This window comes from Streptomyces sp. NPDC048639, assembly GCF_043199075.1.
GTDB lineage: Bacteria > Actinomycetota > Actinomycetes > Streptomycetales > Streptomycetaceae > Streptomyces.
Genome location: NZ_JBICVP010000008.1, coordinates 127,836 through 143,758, shown reverse-complemented (window position 1 = coordinate 143,758; position 15,923 = coordinate 127,836). Strand labels below are relative to the sequence as shown.

At 73.1% G+C, this 15,923-nt stretch carries 10 protein-coding genes; all 10 read right to left on the bottom strand.

Features of this window, described 5'->3' with window-relative positions; all coding sequences use genetic code 11:
• Nucleotides 1-1,351: 1,351 nt before the first annotated feature.
• Genes ACGFNH_RS22485 through ACGFNH_RS22440 form a run of 10 tightly spaced genes read right to left on the bottom strand, consistent with a single transcriptional unit; the run spans nucleotide 1,352 to nucleotide 15,923 of the window.
• Nucleotides 1,352-2,227: a peptidoglycan-binding protein gene (locus tag ACGFNH_RS22485; protein WP_393656381.1), complete on the bottom strand. Its 876-nt coding sequence runs from the start codon at nucleotides 2,225-2,227 to the stop codon at nucleotides 1,352-1,354.
• Between the two features lie 35 nt (nucleotides 2,228-2,262).
• Nucleotides 2,263-3,822, bottom strand: a complete 1,560-nt coding sequence (locus tag ACGFNH_RS22480) for a DUF6519 domain-containing protein (protein ID WP_393656379.1) — start codon at nucleotides 3,820-3,822, stop codon at nucleotides 2,263-2,265.
• 53 nt (nucleotides 3,823-3,875) lie between these two features.
• Nucleotides 3,876-6,065: a hypothetical protein gene (locus ACGFNH_RS22475; RefSeq protein WP_393656377.1), complete on the bottom strand. Its 2,190-nt coding sequence runs from the start codon at nucleotides 6,063-6,065 to the stop codon at nucleotides 3,876-3,878.
• The gene (locus ACGFNH_RS22470; RefSeq protein ID WP_393656375.1) at nucleotides 6,062-9,856 is read right to left on the bottom strand and encodes a putative baseplate assembly protein; all 3,795 of its coding nucleotides are present in this window, start codon (nucleotides 9,854-9,856) and stop codon (nucleotides 6,062-6,064) included. The genes ACGFNH_RS22475 and ACGFNH_RS22470 overlap by 4 nt, the downstream gene beginning before the upstream one ends.
• Entirely contained in the window at nucleotides 9,853-13,128 is a 3,276-nt protein-coding gene (locus ACGFNH_RS22465; protein ID WP_393656373.1) for a putative baseplate assembly protein, read from the bottom strand. Before ACGFNH_RS22465 ends, ACGFNH_RS22470 begins: the two co-directional genes overlap by 4 nt.
• Nucleotides 13,125-13,508, bottom strand: coding sequence for a GPW/gp25 family protein (locus ACGFNH_RS22460; protein WP_393656371.1), 384 nt, complete (start codon nucleotides 13,506-13,508; stop codon nucleotides 13,125-13,127). Before ACGFNH_RS22460 ends, ACGFNH_RS22465 begins: the two co-directional genes overlap by 4 nt.
• Nucleotides 13,505-13,849, bottom strand: coding sequence for a hypothetical protein (locus tag ACGFNH_RS22455; RefSeq protein ID WP_393656369.1), 345 nt, complete (start codon nucleotides 13,847-13,849; stop codon nucleotides 13,505-13,507). Before ACGFNH_RS22455 ends, ACGFNH_RS22460 begins: the two co-directional genes overlap by 4 nt.
• A 22-nt stretch (nucleotides 13,850-13,871) precedes the next feature.
• Complete coding sequence (locus ACGFNH_RS22450) at nucleotides 13,872-14,396, bottom strand: phage baseplate assembly protein V (RefSeq protein WP_393656367.1); 525 nt, start codon at nucleotides 14,394-14,396, stop codon at nucleotides 13,872-13,874.
• Nucleotides 14,397-14,434: 38 nt separating this feature from the next.
• A complete protein-coding gene (locus ACGFNH_RS22445; protein ID WP_393656365.1) occupies nucleotides 14,435-15,574 on the bottom strand; it encodes a hypothetical protein in 1,140 nt (379 codons plus the stop codon).
• Complete coding sequence (locus ACGFNH_RS22440; RefSeq protein ID WP_393656363.1) at nucleotides 15,567-15,923, bottom strand: hypothetical protein; 357 nt, start codon at nucleotides 15,921-15,923, stop codon at nucleotides 15,567-15,569. Before ACGFNH_RS22440 ends, ACGFNH_RS22445 begins: the two co-directional genes overlap by 8 nt.

The window sequence follows — 15,923 nt, the reverse complement described above, 5'->3', positions numbered from 1 at the left end:
GCGGGGTTGCCGCTGTGTGTCGGCCCGGTGGGTGGTTTTGAGCATGTGGGCGGGGCGGGGGTTGGCTGGGCTGGGTGTCCGGGGCACGGTTGTTGTGGGTTGCGCGTCGGACCTGCGCTGTGTCCCGTGTTCTCGGTGTGTCGTTGTGAGAATGCTTGATGTGAGGCACGCATTTTTGCGGAGGGTGCTGTCGGCGAACTCATCCGCTGCGGCCCGGCCCGCACGGTGGGGGTGCCGGAATTGATGGCGGGCAGGCGCGGGGTTGTCCGGTGCGGTGGGTGTCGGACGCGCGCGCGGAGGGGGCCTGGGGTAGTCGCTACGTGGCGGCCCGGTGGGTGGGTTTTGAGCATCGGGGGCGGGGCGGGGGTTGGCCGGGCTGGGTGCCCGGGGCACGGTTGTTGTGGGGGCGCGCGTCGCACCGGTGGCATGTCCCGCATTGTCGGGGGATGTTGTTTTCGGAGTGCTTGATCTGAGGCAAGCGTTTGTGCGCAGGGTGCCGAGGGGGATGGTCTGAGCCGTTCCGGCTTGCTCCGGCCTTGGCCGGTCACCGGCCTTCGCTCCGGTGCGGGCCTGTACCCGGTCCCGGTGGGCGCCGATGCTCGGCTTTGCGCCGTAGGCGCGAGACGAAACCCTCTGCCCGTTGGACGGCCCTGGCCCCGTCCGGCCGCCGTGCTTCGCGGTGCGTCAACTCGGCCGAGGCGAGGCACGCTTGGACGTTCGTCGTGGCACGCACCGCCCGCAGCACTGGCACCGCCCCGAAGCCCTCGCGCCCCCATGGCGCCGGACCTCGTCGCGTCGCATCGTGCCGCCTCGCGCCGAGCCGTCCCGCATGGCGCCGGACCTCGTCGTGCCGCCTCGCGCCGAGCCGTCCCGCATGGCGCCGGACCTCGTCGCGTCGCATCGTGCCGCCTCGCGCCGAGGCGCCTCGCACGGCGCCGCGCCGAGCTGCCCCCCACGGCGCCGTGTCGCGCCGAGCTGCCCCCCCATGGCGCCAGACCGCATGGCGCCGGACCGCCTGGTGTCACCTCGTGCCGTGCCGTGCCGCGCCGTGCCTTGCCGTGCCGTGCCGCGCCGTGCCGCCTCGCGCCGTGCCGTGCCGCCTCGCGCCGTGTCACCTCGCGCCGTGCCGCGCCGTGTCACCTCGCGCCGCGCCGCGCCGCCCCACGTCTCCCGCGCCGGGGCGTCAGGCCACTCTCCGCGTTGCGGCGAGCCGCCGCACGGTGTGTCCGGCGCCGCGCCGGGGTGCCGGCACCTGCACCGCGCGGCGTCGAGATGCCGCGCGGTGCACCCGGCGCCGCGGCGCCGTTCCGGGCTCCGGAACGCCGCGGCGCCGTTCCGGGCTCCGGCTCCGCTACACGTTCGGGACCTTTAGCTTGTCCCAGCTCGTCTTGCCCGGGATGCCGTCGGCGTCCCCGCCGGAGTAGCCGAGTTTGCGCTGCCAGGCCGCGTAGGACTTCTTGTCCGCGTCCGTCCACTCGGGGCCCGGCCCGACCTCGTAGCGGCCGCAGCCCTCGGCGACCAGCCGCTTGCCCATCGCCGTGATGATCTTGCTGCTGCGGCCCGCGCGGAAGAACGAGGCGCCGGGGAAGGGCTCGTACTTCGGCGGCTTCGGCGGGTCCGTCGGGCCCTCCGGGTCGCGGCCGAGCCGCTTCGCGATGCGGTCGCGCATGGAGCGCATCGTGAAGCCCCGCGGGTCCTGCTTGCCCGGCTGCCACTCCAGGTGGCCGATCACGGACTTGTGCGTCCAGCCGTGTGCCCGGCAGAGGGCGGCCGAAGCCTTCTCTATCGCCAGCTTCTGCTTCTCGGGCCACGGGTCCTTGCCGTCGCCGAGATTGATGCACTCGAAGCCGTAGAAGTGACGGTTGCCGTCCGTGTCCGCCTCGTTGTCGGGGGGCAGATCGGACTCGTTGATGACGGCGCGCAGCACATCGCCGTCGCCGAGCCCGGCATGGTTGGCGCGGCCGTTGCCGACCAGCCACACCTCGCCCTCCTTGTCGATGACACCCATGCACAGGGGACCCGGCAGCGCCGAGTGCCCGTCGTAGCAGAGGTCGACGGAGTTGCTTGTGCCCTTGGTGACGGTGTGGTGGATCATCACGCCGTTCACCGGTCCCCAGGGACCCTTGTGATTGCGGTTGTGTGTACGCCAGTTGCGGAATTCGTGGACCACCAGTCCCTCGTCGCGCAGGACTTTGACGATTCGGGACGCGCTCAGGGGCGTGGCCATCGTGGTGTCTCCTTCGGTATCGGTTCAGTTGAGGACTACTGCTGTTGACCCGCCTCCTCCTCCGCGTCCGCTCCCGCCGCCTCGCGTGCTTCCGTCTCCGCTGCTGCCGCGGCTTCCGCCGCCAGCACTTCGTCCTTCGCCGCCGGGACAGGAGCGGCCAACGACCCGAAGGACTGCCGCAGGTCGGGTTCCGTCCTCTCGCCCAGCACCCACGCCAGAGGCGCGTAGTGGGCCTGGACCCCGAGCGGGGCCTGCAGCAGCGGCTTCCGGGCCGCGTTCACCGGCCATTCCACGGCGCCGGTTGCGGTGCGCGCGGGGATCAGCCAGTAGTCCCCTGTCTTATAGGTACCCTCCGCAGCGAAATAGACCTCGACACCGTCCTCGAGAGGAAGCCAACGGCCCTCCTCGACGACGAGTGCGCCGTGCTTCAGCCCGGTCGCTGCGCCCCCCTTGCCGCGCCGCGCCCCCTCCCGGTGGTCCCAGCGGCGCAGGTACGGGTGCAGCTCCGGCCGCCGTCCGACACCCGGCTCCGGCTCGCCGGACAGCCTCACCCGCCGCCCCGGCAGGTCGAGTTCCTCGACCCGCAGCAGCGGCAGTGCTTCCCCGCGGCTGCTGTAGGCGGTGTCCACGAACTCGACGCGGTCGCCCACGTTCAGGTCGAGCTTGTCGTCGCTGCCCAGCGATGCCAGCTCCACCCAGGTGCCGTCCAGGGCGTCGACGGGGAACACCACCGAGCCGTTCTCCCGCGACCACTTGAACGTCGCGTCCTTGGCTGCACCGCCGTCGTGCACCTCGACGCGGTAGAGCTGGTTCTCCGGCCCCCGGTAGCGGGCGTCCGGGCTGACCAGGCACGGGTCCTCGTCCGCGTGGTCGGGACGCTCGCTGCGCGCGGCCAGGTGCGAGCCGGGCCGCTCCTGCTCCGCCGCCCATCGCGCGAACGCCTCGCGGACCGAGTCCTTCCGGCCGTCGCTGTCCTCCAGGTCCAGCTTGGAGCCCTCCAGCGCCAGCACCTGCCAGACGACCTTCGTACGGGCCGCCGTGTCCGGGAGCGCCGAGCCGAGCGCCACCTCGCGCAGCGCCGGGTCCTCGGCGGCGGTCACCAGCCGTTCCCACGCCTTCAGATAGACCAGGAACGGGAATCCGGACGGCAGCCGGTCACCGGGGCGCTCCGGGTCGCGGAACCCGTCGGGCTGGTCCCAGTACGTCCACTTCGCGGGCGGCTCCGGCGCGGCGGCGATGCCGTCCGCGCCCCCCTCGCCTCCGTCGTCGTCCCCGCCTGCCTCGTCCTCGACCGCGGTGCCGGGCTGCGGCCGGGTCGCGTCGAGAAGGATGCCGTCGACGTAGTAGCGGCCGCCGCCGATGGACAGGTCGTCCAACTCGCTCTTCCCGCCGAGGAATTCGACGGCGAAGCCCAGCGATCCGGCCGGGCCGCCGTGCTGCCCGATGAGGTCCCGGGCGATCGTACGGGCCTGGTGCAGCTGGATGGCCGCCTGCTCGTTGGCGTCGGCGTCGAGCTGGACGCGGCCCTGCTGGGCCACCACCGCCGAGTAGTTCCGCTCCGGCCGGAAGGTGGAGCGGGAGAGATCTGCGTGCATGGAAAGGGGTCCCCCTCGAATGGTTCGGATCCGCGGTGTACGAAGGCTCAAAGTCAGGTGACGGGGATGATCCCGGCGTCGGTGCCGGCCGGCGCGTACTCCGCCAGCCGGGCCCGCAGGCTGTCCTCGCGCTGCGGCTGGTACAGGTCGTGGAAGGCGCCCATCTCCGCCCCGTCCTCCGCCCCGCGCCGGATCTCCTCGGCGACCCCGGCGGCCAACTGGGCATAGCCGGGGGTCCCGTAGCGCTCGCTGCTGAACAACGGCCGTACGAGTCGGGCCCGTCCGGGGCCACCAAGGTCCGGCTGGCAGCGGTGGCGGCGCGGGGTGCGGGAGCCCGGGGGCACGTAACTGAAGCGCAGGCAGCCCACACCCCGGCGGGCCACGTTCATCCGCCCGGTGACGATGCTGTTCTCGGCGATCTCCACGGCATGGGTGTGGACTTCGCCGATGACGGTGGTGCGGTGCGCGTGCAGGACGGCGTGGGCGTGGCGGCAGTCGGGTGCCGACAGGGCCTCCCGGCCGTGTCCGGTGGCGTCCAGCACGCTGTCGGAGAGGTGGAGGTGCAGCGGGTCGGTGTGCACCTCGTCGCCGATCACCTCGATCGTGCCGAGGATCGAGCGCTCGATGCTGACGCAGGCGGTGGTGCGGTCCAGGACGAGACTCGGCTCCTCGGGGGAGTGCGGTTCACTCGCCCTGCCTTCGGTGGGGGAACCCCCAGGCTCCAGCGACCAGCCGGGGACGAGCGTGCAGTGGCGCAGCACCAGTGTCCCGACGGGCCCCGAGACATGGATTCCGCGCCCCGTGACCAGCAGCCCGTCCAGCACGATCCGCGGCGCGTCACCGGGACCGCAGTCCTCCTGCGCGCGGATATTGAGGGCGTCGGGCCGGTTGCTGTACCAGTCGAGCAGCCGGATCACCGGTCGCGTGCCCTCGGCGGCGCGCAGCTCCAGCCGGTCGCCGGGTTCGAGGTCGAAGTCCAGCTGCTCCTGGTAGGCGCCGCTGTGCGTGATCTCGATGATGCCGTCGGGCCCGCAGCGGCCGGCCCGGCGGTCGTTGCGCCACTGCGCGTACGCGTCCATGATCCGCCGGTACGTCTGGCGCGGCCCCACCCGGTAGACCTCGTCGGCCGGAGGGGTCACGCGGTCCCGGTCGTACTCGCCGCCGCCCAGGTCGTCGGCGAACGCGTAGTGGTAGGTGACCCAGACGCCCTGGCGCGGCGCCGAGCGCGATCCGAACGCGATCCGCCCGAGCACCGGGTCGACCGCCACCTGCCCGCGCTTCGGCCGGTAGCGCCAGTGCGACAGGTCGGCCACCACGATGTCCGACAGCGGCACCGGCTCGTCCTGCCCGTCCCGCCAGATCGTGAAGCTCTTGCCCGGCCCGTAGTAGTCCGCGAGCCGGTCGGCGAGCTGCCGGCGGCTGATGTACGCGGGGACGTTGTCGATCGTGGCGATGTGGGTGGCCGACGGCTCCGGTTCCGGCCGGGTCACCAGTGGGGAGTCGTTGCCGAGGATCGAGAACGTGTAGAGGTTGCGGGCCCGGTCGATGCAGTAGGCGGGCGCGCCCGTCACGGGGTACGGCTTCAGCCGCCACACGAACAGGCCGACCCCTGCCGGGGAGTGGCCCCCCTGACGGCGCGACGAACCGGCCCGCCGCACGTTCACCGACTGCGCCACCGTCCCGAACGGACCGCCCGCCAGGTCCAGCGCCGAGCCGTCCCGCAGGTCCACCAGCCGGCCGCGCCCCCGCCGCCGGTCGTCGGCGGCCTCCGTGCCCGAGCCGTACAGCTTCACCGGCTGGTGGTGCGCGACCAGCCGGGAGAACTCCACGGCGCGCGCCGGCCATCCGGCGACCGACTCCGACAGCTCCTCCAGCAGCGCGAGGGTGCCCTTGCGGCGCCGGTTGGCGACGGTGGCCGCGACGTCCCGGCGCGGCGCCAGCGCCTCGGCCAGCCGCCGCCGCGAACCGGCCGCATCGCCACCGTCCTTGAGGCCGGTGGCGAGCACCCGCTCGTAGCCCGGCAGCGGGCGGTGGCCGACCAGATCGCCGAGGTAGGGCAGCACCCACTCGGCGGCGGTCTCCACGAACCAGTCGTCGTAACTCTGCTCCACCCCGGTGCGCACCAGATCGACCTGCTCGGCGATCACGGCCAGCAGCGCGCGTAGAGGCTCGCCCTGTTCGGAGTCCCGCAGCCGGTGCCACTGGGGGAGCAGCTCCGCGAGCCCGTCCGGCTCCCTGCTCATTGCTTGACCTCCGTCAGAATCAGGGTGTCCGCGACCCGGGGCGAGAACAGGGCGAGCTGCGCCGGCCTGATGCCGCGGAAGACGAACACCGAACGGCCCTTGATGAGCCGCTGGGTGTCGGTGATGTCGGGGTTGAGGCGCAGGAGTTCCGCGAGCGGGACGCCGTGCCGGGCGGCGATGGACGACAGCGTCTCGCCGCCGTCGTCGGTGACCCGGTACAGCTCCTCGTCGTAACGGGCCTGCCGGGCCGGCACCGTGGACTGCGGCGTCCCGGTCATCCGCCCGGCCAGGCCGGCGAGCGCGTCCGGGGTGATGCTCGCGGGAACGCCCGTGAAGGCGTCGGCGTCCACATAGTCCACGCCCGGTACGGAGTGGGCGACGGCGAGCACCTCGCTGAGATGCGCGCTCCGGCCCAACTCCCGCCCCGGATAGCCCAGATGGTGCAGAAGGGCGCGCCGCAGCCGCGGCTCGACCAGCGCGAAGGAGTGGTCGGGGGCCACCTTCACCCGCGCCACCAGGACGAGCAGCACCAGCTCCCGTACGTCCACGCGCACCGGAAGCCGGGCGTCTCCGTACTCGGCGAGTGCGGAGCGCAGGGTGCGCAGCACCTCCGAGTCCTCGGCGACCGGGACGTCGTCCGCCCCGGCGACCGTCACGTGCAGCGTCTGCCGCCGCCCGTCGAAGAGTTGCCGCGCCGAGGCCCGGCCGATGCCGGCCCGGGAGCGCGCGAAGTCCTCGTAGTCCCGGACCGAGACGAGCCGGTCCAGGGCCGAGACGGCCAGGGGGATGCCGCGGCGGGTCAGGCCCGGACCGTCCGGGTCGGCCCCGCCCGTCGCGGGCAGCGGGTTGGTGACCGCGGTGACGCCGAGGGGCCGGGTGATGGCCTGGGTGATGCGGCCCGCCGCGACGTTGGCGGCCCGTCCGGTGCCGAAGCGGTAGCGGGCCCGTACGTTCTCGTGGCCCGTCGGCAGCCGGGCGCCGCTCCGCCCGTCGCCGAACGTGACGGTCGCCCGGCCGTCTCCGGACGTCCCCAGGACGTAGACGCGGTCCCGGGGGCCGCGCCCCGCGAGGCTGTCCACCCGGTGCCACCGCAGCCCGTCGACCCGGATCTCCAGCGTCGGGGTCGCGCCGAGCGGATTGTCGTGGTCGTCGGGGAGCCAGGTGAGGGGCGACTGCCAGAGCGTGAACGTCTGGTGGGTCCTGGACGTGTCGCCGCTGCCGATCGGCTCGTCGCGGCTCTCGCCGTGCGTGGCGGAGACGACGTTGCCCTGGATCCGCACCGTCGCGCGCCGATAGCGGTGGACGAGGTCGGCGGTGAGGGTGAGCCGGGTGTGGAGGTGGTCGCCGGGCAGGTCCGGGTCGGCCGTCTGCTCGACGGCCGCGATCACCGCGGGTTCGGTGCCGCGCACCCCGGTGACGCCGGGGATGTCGGTGCGCTCGCCGGAGACGACGAGGAGCCGGCCGGGCCGCAACCCGTCGTACAGCTCGGCGAGTTCGATCTCGTTGCCGTGCACGTCCTCGCCCAGCGGCTCGTCGGCCGGGCGCAGCGATTCGCCGCGCGCGTGCACGACCGCGTCCCGGATGTGGGAGAGCAGTACGTCGTGCTCGTCGAGCCACGGGTCGGCCAGCGTCAGCTCGGTGCCGCGCCCGGTGATGCCGTAACTGGTGTACGCGGCGGTGCGCACCGCCGTCACCCGCGTGGTGACGAAGGCGAGCTTCTTGTCGCCCGGGATGCCGTCCGCACCGCCCGCGCCCTTGCGCGGTCGCTCGATCGCCACCCAGCTCCCGGCCGTGATCCCCTCGTGCACGGTGTCCAGCGCCAGGATGCGGCGGTTGGGCGGCGCGGGCACGGTGGCGAGCCCGATCTCGACAGCGGCGGGTTCGCTCCCGGCCGCGTACCGCACCGAGACCTCGAACTCGCCGTGCGTGCCCTGCTTCTGCTCGCCCGGCGCCAGCCGCCACGTGAGCGGCGAGCCGCCCCCGTCGTCGACGGCCACATGGACCCGGCCGTCCTCGGCGGGGCGGGAGACGAACAGCGTGCGCTCCGGGAGTTCCGCCAGCAGACGGGCGGTGACCCCCGGCTCCTGCGAGTCGGTGGGGCGTCGGCCCAGCCAGCTCAGGTCGTGGTCCGGTCCGCTGCGCGTGGACATCTGCACCCGGCCCGGACCGAGGTCGAACATCGCGTCGGAGGGCAGATTCTCCGTGCGCTGCTCGGAGTTGCCGGACTCGATGTGCTGGAACTCCGCCTTCAACGGGACCCGGCCCGCCGTGTCGAAGACCACCCGCATCGATGTCAGCGCCCCACCGGTCAGCGGCCAGTCGGCCGTACGGATGACGCGCCCGCGGTCGTCCTGCACCGGCTTGAGCGGGGCGGTCGAGCCGAACGGCGCGGCGGTGACGCGCATCGCCTGCACCGAGCTCAGCGCCGTCGGCGGCGCGGGGACGGCCTGACGCAGCGCCGGGTACAGCGTGCTCTCCAAGCCCGGGTCGAGCGCGGACAGGAGCTGGGCGGTGAGGTCGGAGTCCGGCGCGAAGAGCCGTGCGTCCGCGCCGGACGGACGAGCGAGGGGCGGCCTCGGGGCGGTCGGCCGCAGATGCGGTAGCAGGGCACCGAGGGTGCGCGCCGCCGCGGTCCGCGGATCGGGCCGCCTGCCCGGTGCGGACCGCTCCATCGGGTCCGGTGCCCCCTCGGAGCCGTCGAGTTCGGCCGCCCGCTCCTGGAGGTCCACCAGGACGGCGTTGAGCTGCTCGAACCAGTCGCCGACCTCCTCGTACGGGGCCGAGAGCGCTTGGGCCTCCCACAGGCGCTGGACCGGGTCGTCCAGCCGGCGGGCGAACTTCGACGGGGTGTCGAGGAGTTCGAGGTCCGCGCGGAGCTGTGCCAGCACCTGCTCGTCGAAGTCGTCGATCAGCTCACTGGCCGGCGGCCGCGGGTTGGGGCTGTCCGGCCCCACCGTGATCCACTGCTCCAGCTCCTCCACCAGCTCCCGCAGCGACGGCAGGGCCGACAGCGGAAGACCCACCGCCGTCACGTCGTCGTCGCGGTCGATCCGCACCCGGGTCACCGGCAGCAGCAGCCTCTCCGAGCCTCCGGCCGGGGGTGCCCCCGGCGAGGAGTCCGCCGTGGCGTCATCGCCGAAGACGAACAGCAGCTTGTCGCCGGTCCGCAGGGAGTTGGAGGTGCCGGCGAAGAACAGCTCGGGCCGCTCGCGCAGATCCTCCGGTGTCAGCGGCATCGGGCGGCGGCGCCGCACCGCGAGGTCGTTCCAGTCCCAGCGGGCGAGCAGGTCCTCGTCGGTCTCATAGGTCTGCGCGTCCTGATCGGAGGCGGCCGGCACGCTGTGACTGCGGGCGCCGCGCGGGATCAGCACGGGCGTCCTGGTCTCCGACCGGGGGTCGCGGTCCAGCGTGTACGCCAGCAGCGTGTCCGCGGACACGCCGGGGCGCGGCCGGTGCCCGGTCAGCCGCCCGAGGAGGGCGAGCGAGCGGTGCTCGTTCGCGGTCCGCAGATAGCCCTCGTCGGCGATCCGCTCGGAGTGGAACGTCAGCAGGTCGCCGAGGACCGCCCAGGCGTCCAGCAGCCCGATGGCCGGGTCGTCCGGCGTACGGACCGTCAGCCCGCGCAGCGCCGGATAGGCGGGCGAGGCGAGCCGGTCGAGCATGGCCGCGAGGAAGGACCCGTACGTGCCCACGCGGTAGTCCAGGGCGGTACGGCCGGGCGGGTTGTACAGCGCGGGCGGGGCCGTGCGCTCGTCGTGCCCGCCGCATCCGCATCCGCAGGCGCCGCTCATCGGACACCTCCGAACGTGAGCCGGAGCCGCCCGTTCCCGGGCTGCCGGGGGTCGTTGTCGCAGCGTGCGATCTCCAGCGGGCCGAGCCGCAGCACACCTGCCTCCATCTCTCCGTGGTCGTCCTGGAACAGCCGGCGCAGCCGGGTCACGTGCACACTCCGTACGCCCTGTACGGCCGCCGCCACCGCCACCAGGCGGCTCAGGCGCACCGGTTCGCCGAAGGTCAGCGCATCGGGATGGAAGAACCCGAGCCGGCCGGCGGGCAGCGCGCGGCTGCCCAGCACCCGGTACAGCTCGGCCATGATCTGCCCCTGCTGATGGCCGGGTTCGGCGCACACCTCCAGCGCGATGTCGAGCGGCACGGTCCGCGCGGGCCCCACGACCAGGTCGTGCCCGATACGGCGGTAGCCCTCCAGCGCATACGCGACGGCGTCGAGGAGGTCGGGCGGCGGATCGCCCGTCCCGTACGCGTCGATCGCCACGTGCGCCTCCTGCACGCTGCCGGTCCAGCGGATCTCGGCCGCCGCCCGCTGCACGCCGGGCAGCGCGGCGGCCAGCACCGCGTAGTCCTCGGCGGTCACGGCGCGCAGCCGGGTGCGGGCAGGTTCGAGCGGGGCGAGCTGGCGGACCTGCTCGACCGGCTCGGGCGCCGTGCCGCCCACGGCGGGCAGCGGATTGCGCACGCCCGCGACGGGCATCGGGTCGCCGCCGTCCACCGCCTCCTCGTCCCGGCACAGGACGAGGTGGTTGATGGCCTCCGCGCCGACATTGCCCGCCGGGCCGCCGCCGAGGCGGTAGCGGACCTCCAGCGTCGCGCCGGACCGCGGCCGGGCGCCGTAGCGGTTGTCGCCGAAGCGCAGCGCGAGCCGGCCGTCGTCCTCCAGCTCACCCGTGAAGTGCCGGTCCCGCGCGCCGCTGTCGAGCAGATCCCGCCGCGGCTCCCACACCGCGTCACCGTCGGCCAGGCGTACGGCGGGCAGCGCGGCCCGCGGGTCCTGGACGAGCGCGGCCGCCGGCCCGTGCAGCACGGTCTCCTGCGGGTGCAGGCCCTCCGCGTACGCCGGTCCCCAGGTGTGGGCGATCTCCCAGGCGGTACGCCCGTCGAGCACCGCGCCCGCGCGGGCGCGGGCCGCCAGCACCGTCAGACGACGCCGCTTGGGGCTGAGCAACCGCTCGCTGCGGTGCAGCAGTTCGCGCAGCGCCCGGACCGGATGCCGGCGCAGCTCGAACCGCTCCAGCACCTTCAGCCCGAACAGCACGGTCAGTTCGGCGATCTCTTCCCCCGCCAGTCCGTCGTGGTCGCGGGCGCTGCGCCACAACTCGACCAGCCGTTCCCGCACCCGCTCCGGGACGGCGGCGAGCCGGTCGGCCTGTCCGGCCGAGAGGTGACGCGGCTCGGGGAAGGGCACGGCCTGGACGACGGGGGAGCCGTGCAGCACGGGGCGGAACCGCGGTGCGATGCCGGGGCGGATGCCCTGGGCGAGCAGTGTCTGCAGCGCTGAGGCCTGGGCGTACGCGGTGCCCGGGACGACCCGTCCGTCCTCGGTCCCCCGTCCGGGCCGGCGGCCCGCCAGCTCCAGGGCGAGACCGGCGCGCCGAGTGGCCTCCTCGCCGACGACGGAGAACAGCTCGCGGATGTCGTCCGGCCGCAGCAGGCGGCCGCAACGGGTCTTCTCCAGCAGGGAGTCGATCAGCTCCGCCGGTGCGTTCCCGCGGGCCCGGTCCGGGCAGCCGGACGCGTCCGGCCCGCAGGGCGCGGGCACAGGCGGGTCGGCCGGGACGGTGATCCGCTCGGGCAGGGCGCCGCAGAAGGCCGTTGACCGGCCGTGGTCGACGAGCGCCACATTGCCGCGGGCCACGCTCACGTCCTCGACCGGTGCGCAGTCCGTACCGCCGAGGGTGGACAGGCATACGGGGAAGGCGAGGGCGTCCTCGCGGGACCAGGTGACCTCCAGCACGGGCCGGCCGGACAGCCGGTCCACGGCCGGGGTGACGGAGGTGAGGCGCACCGCCTGGCGGTGGGCGGGGTCGGCGTCGCCGGGGGTGCCCGAGCGGGGGCCCAGGACCTCCTCGAAGAGCAGCAGATCGCCGGGCCGCAGGTCCAACTGCCGCTCGCGGCACGGCTCGCCGGTGCCTTGGGGCGTACCCGCTGGGGCCCCCGGCACGTCCTCGGCGCGGTCCGCCCATGTGTCGCGCAGGGTCGCGGACGTGGCGCCCTTCGGCAGTGAGCACACCTCGTCGCCCCACGTCCAGAAACGGATCGCGTTGTGCGCGGGCAGCAGGCGCAGCGGCTCCTGAGCGACCGGCTCGAAGACCTCCACCGAGCCGCGCTCGTCCAGCACGCTCAGATCGCCGTCGTCGATCACGGTGCCCGGCTCGGGGGCGTCGTGCGGCCCCAGCGTCCGGACGTCGACGGCGGCGAAGCGGTACGCACCCGGCAGCAGCGTCAGCGGCTCGACCGCCTCCAGCGCCACGAACGCCCGCGCGTTGCAGCCGTCGTGCATCGGATAGTCGATGAGCCGGACATGGCGGCGTACGGACACCCGGCGGCGCGCCGTGTCCAGATACGCCTCGGTGGCCACCGCGTCCTGCTGGTAGCTGATCCGGTCCGCGGTGTACGCGAGGATTTCGGCCAGCGTCACCCCGAGGTCGGGGGCGTGCCGCTCCGTCCAGTCGGGCGTCGTCAGCGCCATCCGGTCCAGCACGAGCTGCCGCAGCGTGTCGTAGTCCCGCGCGGTGTAGTCGATGACCGGCGCGGGACGGAACGTCGGCGGGCAGTCCGGCTGTTCGTCCGCGCAGTCGAACGGCGTCGGGCAGTCGCTCCCGAAGCGGAATTCCGCGTAGTAGTAGCGCTGGTCGAACCCGTGGAAGGGTTCCGTCCCCGGCCGCCCGTACGGGTCGGTGGCGACGATCGACAGCCGGTAGGGGCCGAGGTCCCCGGTGCGGTCGAGGGTGACGAGGAGCCGGTCGTCCAGCTCCGGGTCCTCCTCCCGCTCGACGCACACCTCGACGGCCTCGATGCCGGTGGCGGCACTCCCCCTGGCATCGCCGGGGGCACTCCCACTCGGTCGAGGACCGGGGGAGCGGCGGCCGCCGTCGATCCGCACGTTCTCCGGGCACAGCCCGTGCGGGGCCTTGCCGATGAAGGTGACGGTCAGCGTCAGCCCGTCGTCGCCCACCTCCACCGCGTCCACACCGCCGAGCCGGGCCGCACGCACCTTCGCGCGCCTGCCGTTCGTACGGCACACCAGTTCGCTGCTCACGCCGCTCATGCCGCGCCCCTCCCTTCGAACACGTCGTCGCGCCGGTTCGCGGTGGAACGCACCACGTACCGCAGATGGACGCGGACCACGTTCTCCTCGCTGACCACGTCGAGCGACTCGACCTCGATCAGCTCGCCCAGCCAGCGCTGCAGCGAGGCATGGACGGACAGTTCCAGCGCGGAGGCCAGCTCCGGGCTGTTCGGGGTGAAGACCAGATCGAGCAGGCCGCAGCCGAAGTCGGGGCGCATCACGCGCTCGCCGGGGCTGGTGAACAGCAACTGCTCGATCAGATCCCGTACATGCTCCTCGTACGGAGCGTGCGCAGTCCGGCCCAGGCGGTCGGCCCGGAACGGGAAAGCGATGTCGGTACGGACCGGACGTGTCCTCATCGGCAGACGACCCCCTGCTCGGCGGTGGTGACGAGCGGCCTGCCCTGCGGCACCAGGCCGGCGCTGAAGCACATGGCGTGCGTGGTGTGCAGGAGGACGGGCGCCCCGTCGACGGTCACCCCGCCGGCGGCCGGACTCCAGCGGATGGCGGTGCAGGGCTGCGGCACCCGGTCGACGGTGTGCCGGCAACCGGAGACCGTGAAGACATCGGAGCCGGTGTGCACCGGCAGCCCGTCGACGGACACGGCGGACGACGCGGAGCCGGCAGCCGATGCCCGGCCGCCGTGCGGGCAGTGGAGCGCGGCTGCGGCGCTGACGAGATTCCCGGAGGTTCCGGACAAGAGAGTCTCCCCGTTGGTCTGACTACTGCTTCTTGGGCACGATCAACCGGCCCTCGTTGATGTTCACTTGATCGCCGATCAGCTCGACCGACGCGCCCTGACCGTTGTTGATGGTCACGCCCCGCTCGTCGATCTGTACGTACGCTCCGCCCGGGGCCTTGAGCAGAATCCCCTTGCCGCCGGGCACGTCCGACATCACGAGCTTGTGCCGGCCCGGTGTCTCGACCACGACGGGCTGCGACGCGGGCACTTCCTCGCGCACGTCCAGCGGCAGCTCCTGGGCATCGCCGTACCAGCACCCCGTCCACACGGGGAAGCTCGGGTCGCCCTGCTCGAACTCCACCCACACACCGGCCCCGGGCTCGGGGACGGTGTACTGGCCCGCCCGGCCGCCGGTGAAGGGGAAGCAGGGCAGGGCCCAGGTGGACGGGGTGTCGCCCAGCACATCGGGTACCTGGGCCGTGACCCGGCCGATCCTCAGCGGATCCCGGTTGTCGACCACCCGTCCCCGGAACTTGCCGAGGTAGCGGTTGTTCGGTGCCGCCATACGAAGGTGCTCCTGGTCTCTTCCTGGGTCGTGGGGCTCTACGGACGGACGGTGTCGCTGCGGGCGACCAGTCCCTCGCGCGAGATGGTGAAGTTCTGCTGGTACGAGCCGCGCCGCAACTGGTGCGTCACGCTCTTCACGTAGTAGTCGCCGTCGTACGTCACTCCTGCGCCGCGCACCCCGACCAGCTCGCGCGGCCGCAGCACATAGCCGTGGCGGTTCACATCGAGCTGCCCGGAACCGGAGATCGCGTCGGCCGACGTCGCGGCGCGCGCCAGGATCTCGGCCTGCGCCTGCTCCTGGTCCTTCTTGGCGGTGCCGGAGAGCGTCCTGCGCTTCAGGGCCGGGCTGGCGCGCCGGCCCAGCGGCGGCCGGAGAGGGCCGATGTCCGGCTGGGGCATCAGCACCGCGTCGCGGGTACGCGGATCCTGCCAGCGGGCCTGCGGCTCCTCCCGGGCCGTGCCGTCGTAGGAGAACGTCAGCTGATCGACCGTGGAGTTGGTGTCCATGTTGACGTTCAGGGCGTGCTGGCGCTGCCCGATCCGCTGCTCGGGGCCCCAGAAGGCGGTGGACCGCCCGGGGCGCGGGCCGGGATCGAGATAGAAGGTGTAACCGTTCGCGCGGGCCAGCTCGTCGAGGTACTGCAGATCCGTACCGGTCTGGTAGTCGACGCGGAGCTGCTCGCGCGGCGGCTGCTGGATCTGCTCCCGGATGATCCGGGCGTCGATCCCGTAGTCCGCGTACTTCCGCAGGATCCGTTCGACGCGCTGGGAGGGTGCCAGATTGGGATACCGGTCGGTGCGCTCCTCCAGATCCATGAGGAGTGTCAGATCCTCACCGGTGACGGTGAGGGTGGTCTGCCCCGGTTGATTGCTGGCCCCGACCTCCTGACGGACGATCAGCCCGTCGAGGATCACGGTCGGCGTTCCCTTGATCGAAGTGACCACGACGACCCGGGTCTTCGGGTCGAAGAAACCCTCGGGCAGCAGCCGCTGCGTGATCATCCCCTTCTTCGTCAGGTCGAACGCCATCTGGAAGCCGGAGCGTTCGCCTGCGGTGCTGGTGATCTGCGCGGACAGCAACGCCTCGGTCACCTCGGCCGGGACGGGGCGCGTCAGCTTGGGACCCATGTGCAGCGTGAGGTGGACGGGGCCGCTTCCGATCGGCTCGTCAGCCATGGAAGCCGCCCGGCAGAGGAATGCCGATCTCCCGGCCCGGCTCGTCCGTCAACTCATCCGGGTCGAGAACGGGGTTGGCGTCGGCGATCCGCCACCACTGGGCGGGATCGCCGAAGTAGCGCTGCCCGAGGTGGTCGCGGCGCTCACCGCTGCTGACGGTGTGCGACACGGTGTCCTCCTCCGCCGCCACCTGGTCGAGCGGCGGCAGTAACCGGCGCTTGGTGTAACGGACTTCGGTGCCATCGGGCTCGGTGTGCACCCCGATCTCGGCATCGTGGTAGCGGCTGGTACGGGGATAGGGATGCGCACCGGGAATGGCATCCAGCGCGCTCTCGTACGGCTCGACCAT